Annotated in this window: 17 protein-coding genes and 2 tRNA genes; 15 read left to right on the forward strand and 4 right to left on the reverse strand. The window is 49.5% G+C overall.

The genetic code is table 11. From position 1 onward, the window contains the following. Nucleotides 1–11 precede the first annotated feature (11 nt). Both B2M23_RS06230 and B2M23_RS06235 read right to left on the reverse strand, forming a co-directional pair. The gene (locus tag B2M23_RS06230) at nt 12–689 is read right to left on the reverse strand and encodes a uracil-DNA glycosylase (RefSeq protein WP_038352532.1); all 678 of its coding nucleotides are present in this window, start codon (nt 687–689) and stop codon (nt 12–14) included. A gap of 14 nt (nt 690–703) precedes the next feature. Then, a complete protein-coding gene (locus B2M23_RS06235) occupies nt 704–1,354 on the reverse strand; it encodes an HAD family hydrolase (protein WP_038352533.1) in 651 nt (216 codons plus the stop codon). A 181-nt stretch (nt 1,355–1,535) separates the two neighbouring features. On the opposite strand from B2M23_RS06235, the gene ispE reads away from it, so the two are divergent. Both ispE and B2M23_RS06245 read left to right on the forward strand, forming a co-directional pair. Beyond that, a complete protein-coding gene (gene ispE / locus B2M23_RS06240) occupies nt 1,536–2,387 on the forward strand; it encodes a 4-(cytidine 5'-diphospho)-2-C-methyl-D-erythritol kinase (protein WP_038352534.1) in 852 nt (283 codons plus the stop codon). A gap of 14 nt (nt 2,388–2,401) precedes the next feature. Beyond that, nucleotides 2,402–3,082 carry a GntR family transcriptional regulator gene (locus B2M23_RS06245; protein ID WP_038352535.1) on the forward strand — a complete coding sequence of 227 codons (681 nt, stop codon included), beginning with the start codon at nt 2,402–2,404 and terminating at the stop codon, nt 3,080–3,082. 74 nt (nt 3,083–3,156) lie between these two features. Here the strand turns inward: B2M23_RS06245 and lspA are convergent, their stop codons facing one another. Next, entirely contained in the window at nt 3,157–3,915 is a 759-nt protein-coding gene (gene lspA / locus B2M23_RS06250; RefSeq protein ID WP_081571120.1) for a signal peptidase II, read from the reverse strand. A 243-nt stretch (nt 3,916–4,158) separates the two neighbouring features. On the opposite strand from lspA, the gene B2M23_RS06255 reads away from it, so the two are divergent. The 12 genes from B2M23_RS06255 to tuf all read left to right on the forward strand — a co-directional run bounded on the left by B2M23_RS06255 (nt 4,159) and on the right by tuf (nt 15,654). Then, entirely contained in the window at nt 4,159–5,406 is a 1,248-nt protein-coding gene (locus tag B2M23_RS06255) for an AI-2E family transporter (RefSeq protein WP_038352536.1), read from the forward strand. Nucleotides 5,407–5,444: 38 nt separating this feature from the next. Further along, the gene (tyrS, locus tag B2M23_RS06260; RefSeq protein ID WP_038352537.1) at nt 5,445–6,671 is read left to right on the forward strand and encodes a tyrosine--tRNA ligase; all 1,227 of its coding nucleotides are present in this window, start codon (nt 5,445–5,447) and stop codon (nt 6,669–6,671) included. 3 nt (nt 6,672–6,674) lie between these two features. Next, nucleotides 6,675–7,919, forward strand: coding sequence for a histidine--tRNA ligase (gene hisS / locus B2M23_RS06265; protein WP_227208670.1), 1,245 nt, complete (start codon nt 6,675–6,677; stop codon nt 7,917–7,919). Nucleotides 7,920–7,994: 75 nt separating this feature from the next. Further along, nucleotides 7,995–9,161: a THUMP domain-containing class I SAM-dependent RNA methyltransferase gene (locus tag B2M23_RS06270; RefSeq protein WP_038352539.1), complete on the forward strand. Its 1,167-nt coding sequence runs from the start codon at nt 7,995–7,997 to the stop codon at nt 9,159–9,161. A gap of 79 nt (nt 9,162–9,240) precedes the next feature. Beyond that, nucleotides 9,241–10,092 (forward strand): 23S rRNA (guanosine(2251)-2'-O)-methyltransferase RlmB, encoded by an 852-nt coding sequence (gene rlmB / locus B2M23_RS06275; RefSeq protein WP_038352540.1) that lies wholly within the window; start codon nt 9,241–9,243, stop codon nt 10,090–10,092. A gap of 59 nt (nt 10,093–10,151) precedes the next feature. Beyond that, nucleotides 10,152–10,682, forward strand: a complete 531-nt coding sequence (locus tag B2M23_RS06280) for an NYN domain-containing protein (RefSeq protein WP_038352541.1) — start codon at nt 10,152–10,154, stop codon at nt 10,680–10,682. Continuing rightward, nucleotides 10,682–11,257, forward strand: coding sequence for a sigma-70 family RNA polymerase sigma factor (locus tag B2M23_RS06285; protein ID WP_038352542.1), 576 nt, complete (start codon nt 10,682–10,684; stop codon nt 11,255–11,257). The genes B2M23_RS06280 and B2M23_RS06285 overlap by 1 nt, the downstream gene beginning before the upstream one ends. A gap of 190 nt (nt 11,258–11,447) precedes the next feature. Beyond that, nucleotides 11,448–11,532: transfer RNA gene (locus B2M23_RS06290), tRNA-Tyr, on the forward strand. A 144-nt stretch (nt 11,533–11,676) separates the two neighbouring features. After that, nucleotides 11,677–11,752: transfer RNA gene (locus B2M23_RS06295), tRNA-Thr, on the forward strand. Between the two features lie 378 nt (nt 11,753–12,130). Next, nucleotides 12,131–13,375: an InlB B-repeat-containing protein gene (locus B2M23_RS06300; protein ID WP_038352543.1), complete on the forward strand. Its 1,245-nt coding sequence runs from the start codon at nt 12,131–12,133 to the stop codon at nt 13,373–13,375. A gap of 674 nt (nt 13,376–14,049) precedes the next feature. Next, nucleotides 14,050–14,250, forward strand: coding sequence for a cold-shock protein (locus tag B2M23_RS06305; protein ID WP_038352544.1), 201 nt, complete (start codon nt 14,050–14,052; stop codon nt 14,248–14,250). A 210-nt stretch (nt 14,251–14,460) separates the two neighbouring features. Beyond that, nucleotides 14,461–15,654, forward strand: coding sequence for an elongation factor Tu (tuf, locus tag B2M23_RS06310; RefSeq protein WP_081571111.1), 1,194 nt, complete (start codon nt 14,461–14,463; stop codon nt 15,652–15,654). Between the two features lie 183 nt (nt 15,655–15,837). Here tuf and B2M23_RS06315 read toward each other — a convergent pair whose 3' ends face one another. Next, on the reverse strand, nt 15,838–16,296 hold the full coding sequence (locus B2M23_RS06315) for a GNAT family N-acetyltransferase (RefSeq protein WP_038354272.1): 459 nt from the start codon (nt 16,294–16,296) through the stop codon (nt 15,838–15,840). Between the two features lie 1,576 nt (nt 16,297–17,872). Between B2M23_RS06315 and rpsJ the strand changes: the two genes are divergently transcribed. Beyond that, the gene (gene rpsJ / locus B2M23_RS06320) at nt 17,873–18,181 is read left to right on the forward strand and encodes a 30S ribosomal protein S10 (RefSeq protein WP_013382287.1); all 309 of its coding nucleotides are present in this window, start codon (nt 17,873–17,875) and stop codon (nt 18,179–18,181) included. Nucleotides 18,182–18,238 lie beyond the last annotated feature (57 nt).

Below are 18,238 nucleotides of genomic sequence, written 5' to 3' on the forward strand. Positions count from 1 at the left end.
GAACCTCGTTTCTAAAGGGGATCGATCTGCCAGTCAACCGGTTTTTTACCAATGCTTTCGAGAAAGGCGTTGGTCTTTGAAAACGGCCGGCTGCCAAAGAAGCCGCGGCTTGCCGAGAATGGGCTGGGATGCGGCGATTTTATAATATGATGGGCCGGGTTGGTGATCATTGGGATTTTGGACTGGGCAAAAGCACCCCACAGAATAAAGACAATGGGGTCTTCGCGCTTGTTCAAAGTTTCGATAACATGGTCTGTGAACTGTTCCCAGCCCATGCCTCTGTGGGAGGCTGGCTGGCCTGCCCGCACGGTGAGCACTGCGTTGAGCAGCAGAACCCCTTCATCGGTCCATTTTTTCAGGTAGCCATGGCTGGGAATCGCGCAGCCCAGGTCGTCGTGCAGCTCCTTATAAATGTTCTGAAGCGATGGCGGCACAGCAACCTCTGGCTTTACAGAAAAAGAAAGGCCGTGAGCCTGGCCTTTGCCGTGGTAAGGGTCCTGGCCGATGATGCAGACCTTGGTATCCGAGTAGGCCGTGAAATGAAATGCGTTAAAAATGTCATACATATCCGGGTAGACGGTCTGTGTTTTATACTCGTGAAACAGAAAGCGCCGCAGCTTCTGATAGTATTCCTGTTGAAACTCTTTTTGGAGGGTGTCCTCCCAGTCATTTTGAAAGTTGATGGACATCGGAGTTTTCCTTTCTATTCTAAATCTGTAAAATCCTGAATGAAACCATCGGACAGATTCTTGATTTTGACCAGATGGTCGCCCTGCCATAAATCAGCTACGGCGATCACGTCCATTCCAGCGGCCTTGGCGGCCTGAATCCCCTCCAGCGTATCCTCGAAGACAAGACAATCCTCTGGCGGCAGGGACAGCAGCTGTGCCGCCTGGTTAAAAACTGCCGGGTTTGGTTTTCCTGCGCCTACCTCGGTGGTAAAGCAGAGAATGTCAAAATAGCTCAGCACGTTGTGCTTTTGGAGAAAAGCCTCGGTGGTCTCCCGGTTGTTGGAAGTTGCCATGGCAATGCGCTGGCAACGCCTGTGCAAATCGCGGATCAGGTGCAGGGCACCGGGCTTAAAATGTACGTGGTTTAAATATTCTTCGTGGGACATCTCCACCCATTCGGCTTTAATGTCTTCGATGGAGTCCTCGAGTTCGAAGCGCTCCTTAAAATATTCTGCGGTCTCGGTAAAGCTTTTACCGGCAATCTCATAGGGCAGGGTTTCAGGACAGGCCTTGTTATGGCGTTCCAGATAGATGTGGTCAATGCTGTGCCACAGCCCCATTGAATCTACAAGGGTACCGTCAAAATCAAAGATGACAGCCTTGTAATCCTCTATGTTTTTCATTCATACGCTCCCTTGATTAAAGTATCCCTAATTATACACTATTTGCTTAAAGAAATACATGAAATTGCATTTAAACTTACGGATAATTTTTAGACAAACTTAAAGATACCAGTTGAATTTACTTTGTCTTGTGTTATAATGTATACAATGTGCTCAGAGTATAAACGAGAAGGATGGATGTATGAAAGAATATGTAGTGCGGGCGCCCGCAAAGGTAAACCTTTCTTTGGACGTTATCGGCAAACGCCATGACGGTTATCATGAGATGCGCATGGTTAACCATTCGGTGGCATTGTCGGATACACTTGTGTTTAAAAGCAGCGGCCAGGGAATCTCCATTTCCTGCAGTGATCCTAAAATCCCGACAGATGAGCGCAATCTGGTCCATCGGGTCGCTGAAAAGCTGCAGGCCCGTTTTGGCATTGACCGGGGAGTCCAGATCGACATCAAAAAGAACATTCCAAGTGAAGCGGGACTGGCTGGCGGCAGCGCCGACGCGGCGGCAGCCATTCTGGGACTGAACCTGATCTGGGGGCTGAACCTGAGTCTTGAGGAGATGCTTGCTTTTGGCAGTACGATCGGCGCGGATGTTCCATATTGCTGCTACAAAGGAATGGCGCTGGTAGAGGGGATCGGTGAGGTCATCAAGCCGGTAAAGCCCTTGAGAAAGCTGCCGGTGCTGGTGGTAAAGCCTGAGATAAACATCGCGACACCCTGGGCTTTCGGCCGTTTGGACAGCGCGGAGCATGTGGCACATCCGGACATCGACCGAGTCATCCAGCTGGTGGAGACGGAGGATTACGCGGCGCTTGGCAGTGCTGTGGGCAATGCCTTTGAGCAGGTGGTTTTTCAGGATTATCCAGAGATTGGCGAGATGAAGGCAAAAATGCTGGAGTCTGGCGCTTTCGCATCCATTATGAGCGGCAGCGGTTCGACGGTGATCGGTTACTTTTTAGACAAGGCGGCGGCTGAGAATGCGCGCGAAGCCTTTAGACGGAATTATTTTTTAACATTTTTAACTGAAATAGAATAGAGGATACAGAGAATATGGAAGCAGAAAAAGAAAAAATCAAATTAACCCTTGATGTGAGCTCATGCAAGCCGCTGAGAGAAATCGTGTTTGAAACCATCAGAAACGCCATTATCAACGGCGACCTGAAGCCGGGCCAGCGTCTGATGGAGGTGCAGCTGGCAGAACAGCTGGGCGTCAGCCGTACCCCGGTGCGTGAGTCCATCCGTAAGCTTGAGCTGGAAGGACTTGTGAAAATGGTGCCGAGAAAGGGCGCTTACGTTACGCCCATGTCCATCGACGACCTCCGGGATATGATGGAAATCCGGCGCGCTCTGGAAGCTCTGTCCGCTGAGTTAGCGGCCAAAAACGCAACGGAGGAAGATGTCAAAAAGCTGAAGGAAAGTAACCGGGGTTTTGAGGAATCTGCCCTTAAAAATGATGAGGAAGGCATTATCAACTACGATATTGAGTTTCACGAAGCCATTTACCGCGCGACGGGAAACGAACGCCTGATCCAGATGATCAACTCTTTGAGAGAACAGATGCAGCGTGTCCGTGTGGAATATGTCCATCATATTGAGGACAAGACGCCGCTCATCGGCCAGCACCAGAAGATCATTGACAATATCGCCAACCACCGCTGCAGTGAAGCCAGCGAAGCGGCCGGCGCGCATATCCAGATCACTGAAAAAGATATGGTGGCTGTACTGGAATAGACAGGACAGCCAACGCAAAAACACCTCCCGAAAAACCAGAAGCTGGCGTTTCAGGAGGTGTTTTAATCTGTGGATTAATCCTCGGAATTTTTTTTCTTTTTGTGCTGGAGGAACTCTGGCTCCTCCGGCGGCGGTCCGGGTTCAAAGTCGATGGAGCTGTAATGCTCAGGCAGCTTTTCGATTTTGGTCTTGACCTCTGGCTCCAGATTCCGGCGGCGTTTTCGGGGCTTTCTCTTTGAAAGCACATCCTTATTCAGCCCCTGGGCATCTTCGGCCGTGCGCTCAGCGGGTGCGTTATTGTTTTTGGCGCTGGTTTTGGACTTTTTTAATGTCTGTTCGGCCCGCTGGCGTTTTTTTTTAGCCAGACTCGGCGGGTCATTGAGAAGCTCTTTGTTTCTGAAAATGGCGATAACCATCAGGATACACCCAACGACCACAAAAATATCGGCGATGTTGAAAATGGCAAAGCCAATGAGACGGACGTCGAAAAAGTCGATCACATAGTTCAGGCGGATACGGTCGATCAGATTGCCGACAGCGCCGCTGATGATCATGGACAGGGCCAGATTGACATCAAAATACCGCTTGGTCTTTGGCATGATGACAAAGAAGTAGACCAGCACAACAATAAAAATCAGGGTGAGAAGGATCAGAAAGATCTGTTTCCCGGCAAAAATACTGAAAGCGGCGCCTGTGTTCTCCACGTAGGTCAGGTGAAATACATGGGGAATGACCGGGACAGTGGTGACGGGCGATAAAAATGTTACGGCCAGATATTTGGTTAGCTGGTCAACGACGATTCCTCCAATGATGAATAATATATAAAATAACATGGATGCTCCTTAAAGAGGGCCGCCGATAAAAAACGGAGCGGCGATGCCGTGGGGATTCGCTTTTTACCTTGGTCCAGAATTTTATAAATTCAGTGTTAACTGCCTTGTTTGTTTTATCATTGTTCAAGTATACATGATAATTTGAAATTTTTCAAAGATTTCTTAGAAAATTGTTTAAATTTTTCTCTTAAAATGGTAAGATGAAGGTTGTTAATCTATTTTTTAAGACAGGAGGTGCAGAGAATGCGCATTAAATTTGATAAGCAGTATTTAAAATACTATACTTACGCGGTTTTAGGCGTCATTACCATCATTCTGTTTTATAAGATACTCGACAATCTCGGCTTTATCCTCTCGGCCGTCAGCAATGTGGTAGGATCGGCCTTTGAAATTCTGCTGCCCATTATCATGGGAGCAGTGCTGGCCTACTTTTTGTTCCGTCCCATGCGGTGGATTGAGAAGAAAGCCTTTAAGTACATTAAGGGAAGTGAGAAAAAACCAAAACTCGTCAGGCTCCTGGCGGTTTTGGTTATCTATGTCATTACGATTATCGTGGTGATCCTGTTCATGTATATCTCGATACCGGCCATCATTGACAGCGTGGTCGGCTTAGTGAGCAGTATACCCACCTATGCGGCGGAAATCAATGCTTTTTTGATAAACCTGTCACAGCGCGGGGGTTTCTTTAAGGATTTGGTTGACATGATACAGCTGGACCTGTCTTCGGTCCAGAACCTGAATGCCAAGGACACCATGGACTTTATTTTTGGCAATATGAATTTCAACTCCGAATCGGTTAAGCAGATCGGAAACATTGCCGTTGGCTTTGCCAAGGGAACCACCAGCTTTTTAATCGGCTTTGTGGCAGTTTTTTTCGCCGGCTTTTACCTGATGCTGGACAAGGAAAATATTGAGAGTCAGCTGAAACGGCTGAACCGTGCCATTATGAGCCCAAAGGCTAACAATGGCTTTAATTGGGCCATCCGTACCATTGACGGTGTTTTTTACAAATACTTCTCTGGTAAAATCATGACCTCGGCCTTAATCGGGCTCATCTGCTACATCGGGCTTCTGGTGCTGCGGGTGGAATACGCGCCGCTTATCGCACTGGTGGTGGGCGTGACCAATGTTATCCCTTATTTTGGCCCGATCATCGGGGCGATCCCCGGTATTTTCCTGACACTGCTTTACAGCCCGGCCAAGGCCCTCGGGGTTGCGATCTGGATTCTTGCGGTACAGCAGTTTGACGGCAATATTCTGGGACCAAACGTACTTGGAAAAATCGTGGAGCTGAACCCCTTCTGGGTACTGTTCTGCGTCATGGTAGGCGGGAGCCTTTTCGGACCGCTCGGCATGTTTGTGGCCATTCCGTTTTTTGCGGTCATCAAGGTGTTTGTCACCGAGGCGCTGGTCCGGTGGGAGCGGCGTAAGACGACGGTTCAGGAAGAAGTCACGGATAAAATCAATGAAAATATGAAGGATCTTTTATAGAGAAATAATAAAACACTTTTGAAAGGATAGACAGACAAATGGAAAATGTATTTGACGTACTAAAAGAACGCGGTATGATCGAGCAGTGCACCAATGAGGAAGAAATCCGCAAATTATTGGGCAGCGAATCGGTCACCTTTTATATTGGCTTCGACCCGACAGCAGACAGCCTGCACGTTGGGCACTTCATCCAGATTATGGTGATGGCGCACATGCAGCGCTATGGGCACAGACCCATTGCTCTGATCGGCGGCGGAACCACCATGATCGGGGACCCCTCCGGCAGACAGGACCTGCGCCAGGTCATGACTCAGGAACGGATTGCGGAAAACGGCGAAAAATTCAAAAAGGTTTTTGAAAAATTCCTGACCTTTGAGGATGACAGAGCCATGATGGTTAACAACGCGGAATGGCTTCTGCCTTTAAACTATATTGGCTTCTTAAGAGATGTGGGCGCCCACTTCTCTGTCAACCGGATGCTGACCGCAGAATGTTACAAATCCAGAATGGAAAAAGGCCTGACCTTCCTTGAATTTAACTACATGCTGCTGCAGGCCTATGACTTCTATGTACTGCACAAGGACTATGGCTGTAAAATGCAGTTCGGCGGCAATGACCAGTGGTCTAATATCATCGCCGGGGCTGAGCTGGTGCGCCGCAAGGATGCCCAAACCGTATATGGCATGACCTTCTCTCTGCTGACCACCAGCGAGGGCATTAAAATGGGTAAAACCGCCAAAGGCGCGCTGTGGCTTGATCCTGAAAAAACCTCACCCTACGAGTTCTACCAGTACTGGCGGAATGTGGCGGACGCTGACGTTGAAAAATGCCTGGCAATGCTCACCTTCCTGCCCATGGATGAGGTTCACCGTCTGGGCGCTCTGGAGGGTTCTGAAATCAATAAAGCCAAGGAAATTTTGGCCTATGAGGTTACCTCTATGGTTCACAGCAAGGAGGATGCAGACAAGGCGCAGGAAGCTTCAAGAGCCTTATTTGCGGGCGGTGTGAAAACCGATGATATCCCGAGCGTGGACCTGTCAAGGGATGCGCTGGGCGACGGCATGGAAATCCTGACACTGCTCGATGCGGCAGGCCTGATTCCGAGCAGGAGCGAAGGCCGCAGGCTGGTACAGCAGGGCGGTATTGAAGTGGACGGCAATAAGATTACAGACATCAAGGCGCTTATCACACCGGCGGATTTCAAGGATGATGCCATCATCGTTAAAAAGGGCAAGAAAGTTTATCGTCAGATTAAATTAGTATAAGAGGTGACCGAATTGATTAGTTCAAATCCAGTGCGGGGCGCGCGTGATATTCTGCCCCGGGAAATGCTTATCCGGGATCAGCTAGAGCAGCAGATCCTGGCGATTTACAGAAGTCATGGGTTCTCGCGGATTGAAACGCCGGCCCTTGAAAATATCGAATTGCTGCTCGGCAGCGACGGCGGCGAAAACCTGAAGATGCTCTTCACGGTTTTAAAGCGCGGCGACAAGCTTAAGGTTCATGAGGAAAGCACTGTGTCTGATCTCTGTGATATGGGCCTGCGCTTTGATCTGACCTTGCCGCTGAGCCGTTTTTACTCAAACAATGCCGGTGAGCTGGAAACGCCTTTTAAAGCCATCCAGATCGGCAACGTGTTCCGGGCGGAGCGCCCGCAGAAGGGGCGTTACCGTTCCTTCAAGCAGTGCGATATTGATATTATCGGCGATCCCACGGTATCGGCTGAGATGGAACTGATCAACACGACCTCCAAAGCACTCATGGCCATCGGCTTTGAGGGATTCACCATCAAGGTGAATGACCGCAAGCTGCTGAACGCCTTTATCGCAAAGGCGGGCTTTAAGGAAGAGGATGCAGGCTCGGTCTGCATTTCCCTGGACAAGGCGGATAAGATCGGCGCGGACGGCGTGAAGAAGGAACTTATCGAAAAGGGCTATGATGAAGCCATGGTAAATGCTTTCGTGGACGAGGCGGCCACCGTTACGCTGGACAACATCGGCGACAAGGTTGACGAGCCTGAGGCGGTGGCAGACCTGAAAAAGGTTATTGAAACCAGCGCTGCCCTTTCTGGCGGCAGGTATCAGGTTGTCTTTGACTTTACGCTGATCCGCGGCATGGGCTATTATACCGGCCAGATCTTTGAGGTGAGCTATGGGCCCTATGGCTTTTCCATTGCCGGCGGCGGGCGCTATGACAATATGATCGGCAAATACTCTAAAAACTCGGCTCCGGCGGTTGGCTTTTCCATCGGCTTTGAACGGATTGTCAATATCCTTCTGGAGGAACAGGCAGATAAGGCCGATGAAAACAAACGGCTCCTCCTGTTCTACGACGCGGGTAAGGACGCGATGACTGAGGTCATTCCCTACGCTGACAAGCTGAGGGCGGACGGCTATACGGTCAATCTGGTCGCCATGAAGAAAAAATTTGGCAAGCAGATCAATTATTACGAGGGCAAGGGCTACGGCGGATTCATGGTTTTTGGCAGAGACGAAGAAATAAAAGCATTTTAGCAGTTTAAGGGCGTGGCTTTAGCACACGCCTTTCTCAGTTTTAATGCAAAAAATAAATGAACGGTAAGGAAAATTATGAACAGACAAGTACATCTGATCGCGACGACAGCTTTTGGGCTGGAGAGCGTGGTAAAGGATGAAATTAAACGCCTGGGTTATGAGATCGAGGCGGTTGAAAACGGGCGGGTTTATTACACCGGTCCTCTTTCAGCCATTCCGGAATCCAATTTATGGCTGCGGTGCGCAGACCGGGTTCTGCTGAAAATGGGGCAGTTTCGGGCGGAAACCTTTGATACGCTCTTTGAAAAAACCAAGGCGCTGCCCTGGGAGGACTGGATTCCGGTGAAGGGGGTCTTTCCAGCGGCCAAGATCACCAGCGTAAAATCCAAGCTTTTCAGCAAATCGGACGGACAGCGGATTGTGAAAAAGGCAGTGGTTGAGCGGCTGAAAAAAGTCTACAATGTGGGCTGGTTTGAGGAAACCGAAGGTAATTATCCCATCCACATCCAGATTTTGAAAGATGAGGTGGTTTTGTCCATTGACACCAGCGGCTCTGGCCTGAACAAGCGCGGCTACAGACAGTACGGCAATGAGGCGCCGCTCAAGGAAACCATTGCCGCGGCACTGGTTTATCTGTCGCGCTGGCAGCCCCACCGTGTTTTCCTTGACCCGCTATGCGGCTCTGGAACCATTGTCATCGAGGCGGCCTTGATGGGGAAAAACATCGCGCCGGGGTTAAAACGGAACTTTGCTTCTGAGGAATGGCCGGCGATACCAGCCCGACTGTGGGAGGAAGCGCGGGAAAATGCCCATGCGGCTGTCAATGACCGTGAATTCCGCCTTCTGGGGTCTGACATTGACCCGGCGGCGCTGAAGCAGGCGCGTATCAACGCAGAGCTGGCTGGCGTGAGTGGCTATGTGGCCTTCGAGAAGATGCCCGTGCAGTCCGTCGCCACCAAAAGACGCTACGGGGTCATTGTCACCAATCCGCCCTACGGCGAGCGCATCGGTCAGGAAAAGGAGATTCAGGCACTCTACCGCGACATGGGCGAGGCGTTTTCAGGCCTGGAGGACTGGTCCTACTTTATTATCACCGGCTATCCGGAATTTGAGCGTTATTTCGGCAAAAAAGCCACGAAAAACCGCAAGCTCTACAACAGCACCATCAAAACCTATTTTTACCAGTATTTCGGCCCGCTGCCGCCCAGAAAGCGGCGCGAGGAGGCAGAGGACGACCGGTAGATTTTACCGGTCGTGAGAGATGTTTAATCCAGCATTAATGATTCAATGTTAAAATAAAATAAAAATAAGCAGGTACAAAATGAAAAAGAATGATCGTAAAAAGCCACGGAATGACCGTGGGCGGGAACAGAAAAAGGAAAGCTATCACCGGGCGGACCTGAAGCGGCGCGACACGCGCAGACAGGACGATGAAGGGGACGACAGCTTTGTGATCGTGGGCAAAAACCCCGTGATGGAAGCGCTTCGCTCAGAACAGCAGATGGATAAGCTTCTGATCCTCAAGGATAACAAAGACCATGTGCTGGGCGACATTGCCGAAAAGGCACGCAAGCGGGGTATTGTGGTCCAGAGCGTTGAGAAGGTCAAGCTGGAGGGGCTGGCGGACGGACAGCCGCACCAGGGCGTGGCAGCGATGATGGCGCCCTTTCCCTACAGCAGCATCGAGGATGTGCTGGCAAAGGCAGACGCTAAGGGTGAGGAACCCCTTGTGGTGATCTTAGACCACCTGACCGATCCGCACAACCTGGGCGCGATTATCAGAAGCGCCAACCTCTGCGGGGTACACGGGGTCATTATTCCAAAACGCCGGTCGGCGAGCCTGACAGCCGTATCGGTCAAGGCATCCTCGGGCGCGGTGGCCCATACTCCCATTGTCAAGGTCGGAAACCTGACCCAGTGCATTGATGAGCTCAAGGCAAAGGGCTTCTGGATCATGGCAGCGGATATGGACGGCGCGCCTTACTACAAAAACGATTTTAAGGGCAAGCTGGCCATTATCATCGGCAACGAGGGCAAGGGCATCAGCCCCAATGTGAAAAAACAGTGTGATTACAGTGTTTCGATTCCGCTTTACGGCGATATTGATTCTTTTAACGCGTCGGCCGCAGCGGCCATTATCCTGAGCGAGGCGGCCAGACAGCGCCACCAGTAGGGGCGGTCTGCTTTGAACCGTACCGCGGCGGAGCGCAGGATTATGCAGAATGAAGGGAGGTGTCAAAATTGAAAACCTATCTGATTGTCGACGGCTACAATGTGATCCACCATTTGGCTGAGATGAAAGGGCTGACCGATTTTAGCCTGGAGGAGGCCCGGGAGGATCTGATCGAGCAGCTGAACAGCTACAGCGGGCTGATGGGCTATGAGACGGTTTTGGTTTTTGACGCCTATTCCCAGGAAAACGCCTCGCGGCGCGAGGAGATACGGGGACGCATCAAGGTGGTCTTTACCGAAAAAAACAAAACCGCCGACACCTATATTGAAAAACTGGTATTCAGCCTGCCCAGGCCCTACACGGTCAAAGTGGTTACCTCGGACTATACACTCCAGCGTGTGGTGCTGGCAAACGGCGGGGAGCGGGTGCCGTCCCGCGAACTGATTCAGGCCATGGCTGAGAGCGCGAAGCAGGTCAGAAAGCAGTACCGCCAGAATGAGAGCGGTACCCGCAACAAGCTGGAGGATTACATGGACGACGAGGTGCTGTCCGTTATGAAAGAACTGAGAAAAGGAAATGTGGAGGATTGATGGACAAGGATCTGGAACTTGTGAAAAAAGCCCAGGGCGGCGATAAGGAAGCAGTGGTGACCATTGTGGAAAAATACCGCTGTGTGGTGACGCAGAAGGCCCGGCCTTTTTACTACATCGGCGGCGACCAGGAGGATCTGATCCAGGAGGGCATGATCGCACTGCTGGGCGCGATCTGGGATTACCGTGAGGACCGGGGTACAAGCTTTAAAACCTTTGCCGGCCTGTGTGTGGAAAACCGTATAAAAAGTGTGGTCACAAAAGCGAAACGGCCGAAGCACAGCCCAATGGGCGATACGGTCTCCCTGTATTCACCCATTTCAGAGGACGATCCGGAGACCACGCTGCTGGATCTGGTGGCCTCCACCGCGGCGCTGGACCCTGATGAGGAGCTGGTGACCCGTGAGGCTGTCGAGCATTTCAGCCAGGTGGCTAAGAGTGAGCTCTCAGAGCTGGAAAAGCAGGTGCTTTATTTTTACCTGAAGGGCGCGTCCCACCAGGAGATCAGCGATAAGATCGGCCGGTCGAAAAAGGCTGTGGACAACGCGATCCAGCGTATCCGAAAAAAAATCTAAAAATTTTAATAAAACCCCTTGACTATCCTATCAGAATAGAGTATCATATAGAAGCTGTCGATGTTGAGTCCGAATTTGCGAAGCGAATTTGGCAGCACGCATAGAGCGTGCGGTAACGAGACAAACGCAAATGACACGGAAATTCTATTGAATAGTTATATAATTTCCGAAGCATTTGTGATCCTTCTATGGGGAGATGCCCGAGTGGCTAAAGGGGGCGGACTGTAAATCCGTTGACTGAGTCTACGATGGTTCGAATCCATCTCTCCCCACCAACGTTTTGTCCAAATTTACGGAGTAAATTTGGTAGTGCGCATGGAGCGTTAGCGGGCGCACGGCAACAAAACTAACGCAGATGACGAAGCAATTATCCGATAAGGATAATCGAATTGCTAAGGAATCTACGATCCTTTATACATGCCCTTGTAGCTCAGTAGGTAGAGCACCACCATGGTAAGGTGGGGGTCTCCGGTTCGAATCCGGACAAGGGCTCCATACACAGAGATTTAAGCAGCTTTTAGAAGCTGCTTTTTTTATGCCGGTCGTCTATTTTGGCGACCGGTTTTTTCTTGCCAATTTTCTGTTTGGGCAGGCTTTCCGCTGCTTATCCGGGAAACAGGAGATCACAGACTGGCATGGGTTAGGGCAAGACTAAATGGGTGCAAAGACACAAACTAAGAGCAGAGTGTGAACATTTCACAAAAAATCACACCGATGTCACATTTTCGGCGTGACAAGTTTTTTTGGGAATTGCGGTTACAGGCAAAAGACAGTATGATTTAAGGACGATTATCAGAAAAGAATGTCTTTTAAATATTCTTGTTTATGAAGACAGCGGCGTTGTTAAATGATATTTTTTAAAGGAGAAATTAAATGAAACAAAGAAATTCCACTAAGATAACGGGTTCACTGTATCTGCTGGCCTGCCTGATTCTGCTTTTAGGCTTTTCGCCCTTTACGGTGGCCCAGGCCGCCACGGACAGCCCCACCTCCTATCAGGTTGTGTTTGACCCCGAGGATGGGAGCAGCTACAAGGACTGGCATAAGGTGACCGTACCGGAGGGCGGAAAGATAACAGATAGGCCCGCCGATCCCCAAAAGGAAGGGTTTGTTTTTGAGGGATGGGCATACGCATATGAAGAAGACGGCAGCCCAATGTTGTGGAACTTTGAGACGGATGTTGTGAGTGAAAACACCACTTTATGGGCGGTCTGGGGAAAAACCTGCCAGGTCGTATTTGACCCGGAAAATGGGACGGGCTACAGTGACTGGTATAAGGTAACCGTTCCAGAGGGCGGAAAAATAACGGATCAGCCTACCGATCCTCAGAAGGAAGGGTTTGTTTTTGAGGGATGGGCGTACGCATACGGTGAAGGCGGCAGCCCAATGTTATGGAACTTTGAGACCGATGTCGTGAGTGAAAATACTACCTTATGGGCAGTCTGGGAAAATGGAACCATCGTTGCCTTTGACCCGGATGACGGAACGACAGAGTATCCGGATTTTTATAAAACAGTTGTCAAACCCGGGGACAAAGTGACAGACATCCCCGCCGATCCGCAGCGTGAAGGATACGTCTTCGGAGGATGGGCATACGCGTATGATGAAAATGGAAAGCCTCTGCTCTGGGATTTTAACCGCCCGGTCGGGGACGAAAACATGACGTTATGGGCAGTGTGGAACAAGGCTTACCTCGTTGTATTTGATTCGGAAAACGGAACGGAATATAAGGACTGGTTTAAACTGACGGTGTCCGAAGGCGGCAAAATTTCAGTTAAGCCGGACAACCCGGTAAAGGATGGTTATGTCTTTAATGGATGGTACAGCCATCTGGATGCTGACGGCAAGCCTGTTTACTGGAATTTTGATAAAGATGCGGTGACCGGCAACATGACGTTATGGGCATCATGGAGCAGAGAAGATAACGGTAATCATGCCACAGGAGGCAATGGGACGGCAGGAGCAGACAATAACAGCGCTGGAAATATTCAGGACAAGACAGATACATCCGGCAAGAACCCGACGACTGGTAATGAAGGCAATTACTTTTTAGGCTTTTTGGCAGTCCTGGGCGTCCTGTCCTTTGGGACGCTTGCTCTGCTGAAAAACCAGAGATAACAACAGGCCATTGAGAGGTGATGAATAAGAAGAAAGCAAAGGCCTGGAGAGCTCCGAGGGAGACTGTGTGAGCTGTTGGGTTGCGGTCTGTGACCAGGGATAAAATGCCTTTGATAAATGGATTGGGAGAAAAGCGCAGGTCTGTGTTTAAAAAGGGCAGACGCCGGGTATAAATATTTCTGAACACACAGACCTCTTATTTTAACGAACAATTCACTCTCCCAATTTTCTCTCAGAAAGCCCCGGCCACCGCAGGCCGGGGCTTTCTTCAGCGTGTCAAAAACTTGAGAGACTGCGCCTTTTATCCAGATAACAAAAAAGATCCAGACGCTGGGGTAAACGGACAGGAATTTTGCCGCGCGATAGGGATAGCCGGACACTGGCGGGATCAGGCATCCACTTTAGTGAAGAAGATATCCTTGCGGGGCAGTGCCCGCAGGACGCTTTTTCTTTCTTAAGGAAAAAGGCATTTACTTAAGGTGATTTGACAAAGGGCGTCGGGTGGGTTATACTAAGAGTGTATTTAAGAGAGTATCAATTGATTTCACATATTTTTGCAAGTCGTTTTTGTCTACTTAAGTTCAATGTAAGCTTGGTGACAAGAGGGTTTGCAAAAATATGTGTTTTTTTATTTTACGATTGCGAATATAATATAATTTCTAGGAGGTACCACAATGAATAATGGTACAGTTAAATGGTTTAATGGCGATAAGGGTTTTGGTTTCATCTCAAGAGAAGACGGTGACGACGTATTCGTACACTTCTCATCCATCGTTGGCGATGGCTTCAAGACCTTAAATGACGGCGACAAAGTAACCTTTGACACCGAACAGGGCCCGCGCGGCCTGCAGGCTAAGAACGTCTGCCTGGCATAGTCTGCCAGCAATCAATCGAATTTTAAGCCGGATGCTTCCGGCTTATTTTTTTTATCCCAATTTTATTTAAGTTTTGGAACAAAAAAGCTTGAAACCCCCCGGATGCTATTGTATAATATGCTGAGTGAAGCCGTCCAGAATATGGAAAAAACGGCGCGCATCAAATCGTATCTATTTAAATTAATTTATAATCTTTAAGGAGATAACAAAATGGCTAAAGAAAAATTTGAAAGATCCAAACCACATGTTAACATTGGTACCATCGGTCACGTTGACCACGGTAAAACAACATTAACCGCTGCAATCACCACCGTATTAAACAAACGTTTCGGAACCGGTGAAGCTGTAGCTTTCGACAACATCGATAAAGCACCAGAAGAAAGAGAACGTGGCATCACCATCTCAACCGCCCACGTTGAATATGAAACCGACGCACGCCACTACGCGCACGTTGACTGCCCGGGCCATGCCGACTACGTTAAAAACATGATCACCGGCGCAGCCCAGATGGACGGCGCGATCTTAGTTGTATCCGCAGCCGACGGCCCAATGCCGCAGACCCGTGAACACATCCTGTTAAGCCGCCAGGTAGGCGTACCTTACATCATCGTATTCTTAAACAAAGCCGACATGGTAGACGATGAAGAATTATTAGAACTGGTCGAAATGGAAGTTCGTGAACTGTTAGACGAATACGAATTCCCAGGAGATGACACACCAATCGTCGTAGGATCCGCTTTAAAAGCATTAGAAGATCCAGACGGCGAATGGGGCGACAAGATCGTTGAACTGATGAAAGAAGTTGACGCATACATCCCAGAACCAGAACGCGACACCGACAAACCATTCTTAATGCCAGTGGAAGACGTATTCTCCATCACCGGCCGTGGTACCGTAGCAACCGGTAGAGTTGAACGCGGGATCGTACACGTAGGGGACGAAGTAGAAATCGTTGGGATCCACGAAATTAAGAAAACCGTTGTAACCGGGATTGAAATGTTCCGTAAGCTGTTAGATGAAGGCCGTTCAGGCGACAACATCGGCGCGTTACTGCGTGGGATCGACCGTACCATGATCGAACGTGGACAGGTACTGGCAAAACCAGGCTCCATCCACCCACACACCCACTTCACCGCCCAGGTATACGTTCTGACCAAAGAAGAAGGCGGCCGTCATACCCCATTCTTCGATGGCTACAGACCACAGTTCTACTTCAGAACAACCGACGTAACCGGTAATATCAAACTGCCAGAAGGCGTTGAAATGGTTATGCCAGGGGACAACGTAGAAATGGAAATCACATTGATCACCCCAATCGCGATCGAAGAAGGTTTACGTTTCGCGATCCGTGAAGGCGGCCGTACCGTTGGTTCCGGAGCCGTTGCTAAGATTATCACAGACTGACGCTGAGTCCAAATTTCTACGAAATTTGGTAGGACGCAGTGGTTGAGCCGTGAGGCGAATGCGTCTGGCAACGAAGCTAATGCAAATTTTTCAAAAATCATCCGAAAGGATGAACAGGATTTTTGAAATAATTTGTAAACCAATTTAGAAATTAATTAAAAATTAAAAGGATCGGGCTTATCGCTAAGCCTGATCCTTTTTTATTTTTTTCTCCATCCTCACATGCCCGATCCCGAGCTCCACAAAGGGCTCGCCCACGGACGTGTACCCCTGCTTGCGGTAAAAGGCCTCGGCGGTCTGCCGCGCGTTGAGAACAATGCGGGTAAAGCCCTGGGTGGCGGCAAAGCTTTCGGCAAAGGCGATGAGCCTTGCGCCGAGGTGCTGCCCCTGCAGGGCGGTATCCACAGCCACCTGGCGCATCTGGAGGGTGGTGCTGTCCCTTGGGATGAGCACCAGCACCGCAGCCAGCTCAGGGCCTCTGAAGATGCCGAGGTGATAATTATTTTTTTCGTCGCTCAGGTCTTCGTCATAAAGGCTCAGACCCAGGGGTTTCCGCAGCAGCCGGTCCCGGAGGGCAAGGGCCTGGTCGTAATCCTCAGAGCCGTAGGCGATGATTTTTCGTAGGGTTAAATTTGAAAACATGATGATCTCCTTTGATGATAAGGTGTTTTTATTATACCACAGTGCCCGGGCGGTTCATAACGCAAAAATCAGACAGCGGCCCATGCGTTATGAGAAAGGGCTGGAACCCGCATAAACAAAGGGCTTGAGAGCACAAAAAAGTCATAAAGCCATAACGCACATAACCCTGTGCGTTTTCAGCCGCAGAAAGGGGCAGCGGGTGAGGGCTATAATGGAGAATGGAAAATTCAGGAACGCTTTCGCCTTTGGCTCAGGCGATTGAGAGGGCGGCAGCGGCAGTTTCAAGTTGTAAAGAAGTGCTGCGGTCTGAGACTGCGCCTTTTATCCAGATAAGAAAAAAGGTCCAGGCGCTGTAGGTGACGGTCTGGAATCGTACCGCTTTATCGGATGCGCCGGACACTGGAGAGAGAAGGTGTTTACTTTCGTAAAGAAGATATTATTGTGAGCGCAGTGCCCGCAGACCGCTTTTTTCTTCCTTAGGTAAAAGGCTTCGTCTCTTGAGGCTTTTGACATGTTGGTAGGACCGCAGGCCACATTTCGTCAAATCGGCTGAGACTGCGCCTTTTATCCAGATAAGAAAAAAGGTCCAGGCGCTGTGGGTGAGGGTCCGGAATCGTACCGCTTTATCGGATGCGCCGGACACTGGAGAGAGAAGGTGTTCACTTTCGTAAAGAAGATATTATTGTGAGCGCAGTGCCCGCAGACCACTTTTTTCTTCCTTAGGTAAAAGGCTTCGTCTCTTGAGGCTTTTGACATGTTGGTAGGACCGCAGGCCGCATTTTGTCAAATCGGCTGAGACTGCGCCTTTTATCCAGATAAGAAAAAAGGTCCAGGCGCTATGGGTGACGGTCCGGAATCGTACCGCTTTATCGAATGCGCCGGACACTGGAGAGATAAGGTGTTCACTTTCGTAAAGATGATATTATTGTGAGTGTGGTGCCCGCAGACCGCTTTTTTCTTCCTTAGGTAAAAGGCTTCGTCTCTTGAGGCTTTTGATATGTTGCTGGCCTCAGGCCGCATTTCGTCAAATCGGCCTGAGGCAGACTTGTACTTTAATTCTCCATTTTTCATTTACTAAAACGGCCCGGGTTATGTGCGTTATGGCTTTATGACTTTTGGGGGGGCTGAAACCCTGTGTTTATGCGGGTTCTGGCCTTTTCTCATAACACATTGGCCGCCGCCTGATTTTTGCGTTATGAACTTCTGGGGTCTGGAGCCTGGGGACGCGTTACTGTGCGGAAGTGTTATTTCTTAAAACTTTCTTAAATGTAAACGTCTTTTCACGGCGCACTAAAAAAAAGATGTTTATTTCCTTAAAAAGCTTGCATCCCGGCGTCTTGGCATGTATAATAGACAAGGTTGACTATCTGCGATGAGATGGGAAGTTGCTGTTACTAATTCAGGTAATTCCCATGGAGTATGTCACGATCACAGAATCGGACGACAACCCCTTGAAACCGGCTGTTTCAGGCCGCTTTTTTTAAAAGTCTTAGAATGAAACACCCGGCTGAGTTGACAAGGCGGTTGACGTACCTAAATGCTATTGCAAAAAACATACAAGGAGGTAAATTTAGGTATGGCAAAACAAAAAATTAGAATCAGACTCAAGGCTTTTGATCATCAGTTACTGGATCAATCAGCTGAAAAAATCGTTGAAACAGCGAAGAGAACAGGTGCGAGTGTTTCTGGCCCTATTCCGCTTCCGACTGACAAGGAAATCATCACGATTTTAAGAGCGGTTCACAAGTACAAGGATTCCAGAGAACAGTTCGAAATGCGCACACACAAACGCCTGATCGACATCTTAAATCCGACACCGAAAACAGTAGACGCCTTAATGCGTTTAAACCTGCCAGCAGGCGTTGATATCGAAATTAAATTATAATTTTAGTCAACCACACACAATATTATGATCGCCCGGCGATCCAATGATATAGGAGGA

Origin of the sequence: Eubacterium limosum, from assembly GCF_000807675.2 — a bacterium.
In the GTDB taxonomy this organism is placed as follows: domain Bacteria; phylum Bacillota; class Clostridia; order Eubacteriales; family Eubacteriaceae; genus Eubacterium; species Eubacterium limosum.

Bases quoted from the DNA above. Each gene is read 5' to 3' on its own strand.
- B2M23_RS06230 (WP_038352532.1), bottom strand. From the start codon at position 689: ATGTCCATCAACTTTCAAAATGACTGGGAGGACACCCTCCAAAAAGAG.
- B2M23_RS06235 (WP_038352533.1), bottom strand. From the start codon at position 1,354: ATGAAAAACATAGAGGATTACAAGGCTGTCATCTTTGATTTTGACGGT.
- ispE (WP_038352534.1), top strand. From the start codon at position 1,536: ATGAAAGAATATGTAGTGCGGGCGCCCGCAAAGGTAAACCTTTCTTTG.
- B2M23_RS06245 (WP_038352535.1), top strand. From the start codon at position 2,402: ATGGAAGCAGAAAAAGAAAAAATCAAATTAACCCTTGATGTGAGCTCA.
- lspA (WP_081571120.1), bottom strand. From the start codon at position 3,915: ATGTTATTTTATATATTATTCATCATTGGAGGAATCGTCGTTGACCAG.
- B2M23_RS06255 (WP_038352536.1), top strand. From the start codon at position 4,159: ATGCGCATTAAATTTGATAAGCAGTATTTAAAATACTATACTTACGCG.
- tyrS (WP_038352537.1), top strand. From the start codon at position 5,445: ATGGAAAATGTATTTGACGTACTAAAAGAACGCGGTATGATCGAGCAG.
- B2M23_RS06270 (WP_038352539.1), top strand. From the start codon at position 7,995: ATGAACAGACAAGTACATCTGATCGCGACGACAGCTTTTGGGCTGGAG.
- rlmB (WP_038352540.1), top strand. From the start codon at position 9,241: ATGAAAAAGAATGATCGTAAAAAGCCACGGAATGACCGTGGGCGGGAA.
- B2M23_RS06285 (WP_038352542.1), top strand. From the start codon at position 10,682: ATGGACAAGGATCTGGAACTTGTGAAAAAAGCCCAGGGCGGCGATAAG.
- B2M23_RS06300 (WP_038352543.1), top strand. From the start codon at position 12,131: ATGAAACAAAGAAATTCCACTAAGATAACGGGTTCACTGTATCTGCTG.
- B2M23_RS06305 (WP_038352544.1), top strand. From the start codon at position 14,050: ATGAATAATGGTACAGTTAAATGGTTTAATGGCGATAAGGGTTTTGGT.
- tuf (WP_081571111.1), top strand. From the start codon at position 14,461: ATGGCTAAAGAAAAATTTGAAAGATCCAAACCACATGTTAACATTGGT.
- B2M23_RS06315 (WP_038354272.1), bottom strand. From the start codon at position 16,296: ATGTTTTCAAATTTAACCCTACGAAAAATCATCGCCTACGGCTCTGAG.
- rpsJ (WP_013382287.1), top strand. From the start codon at position 17,873: ATGGCAAAACAAAAAATTAGAATCAGACTCAAGGCTTTTGATCATCAG.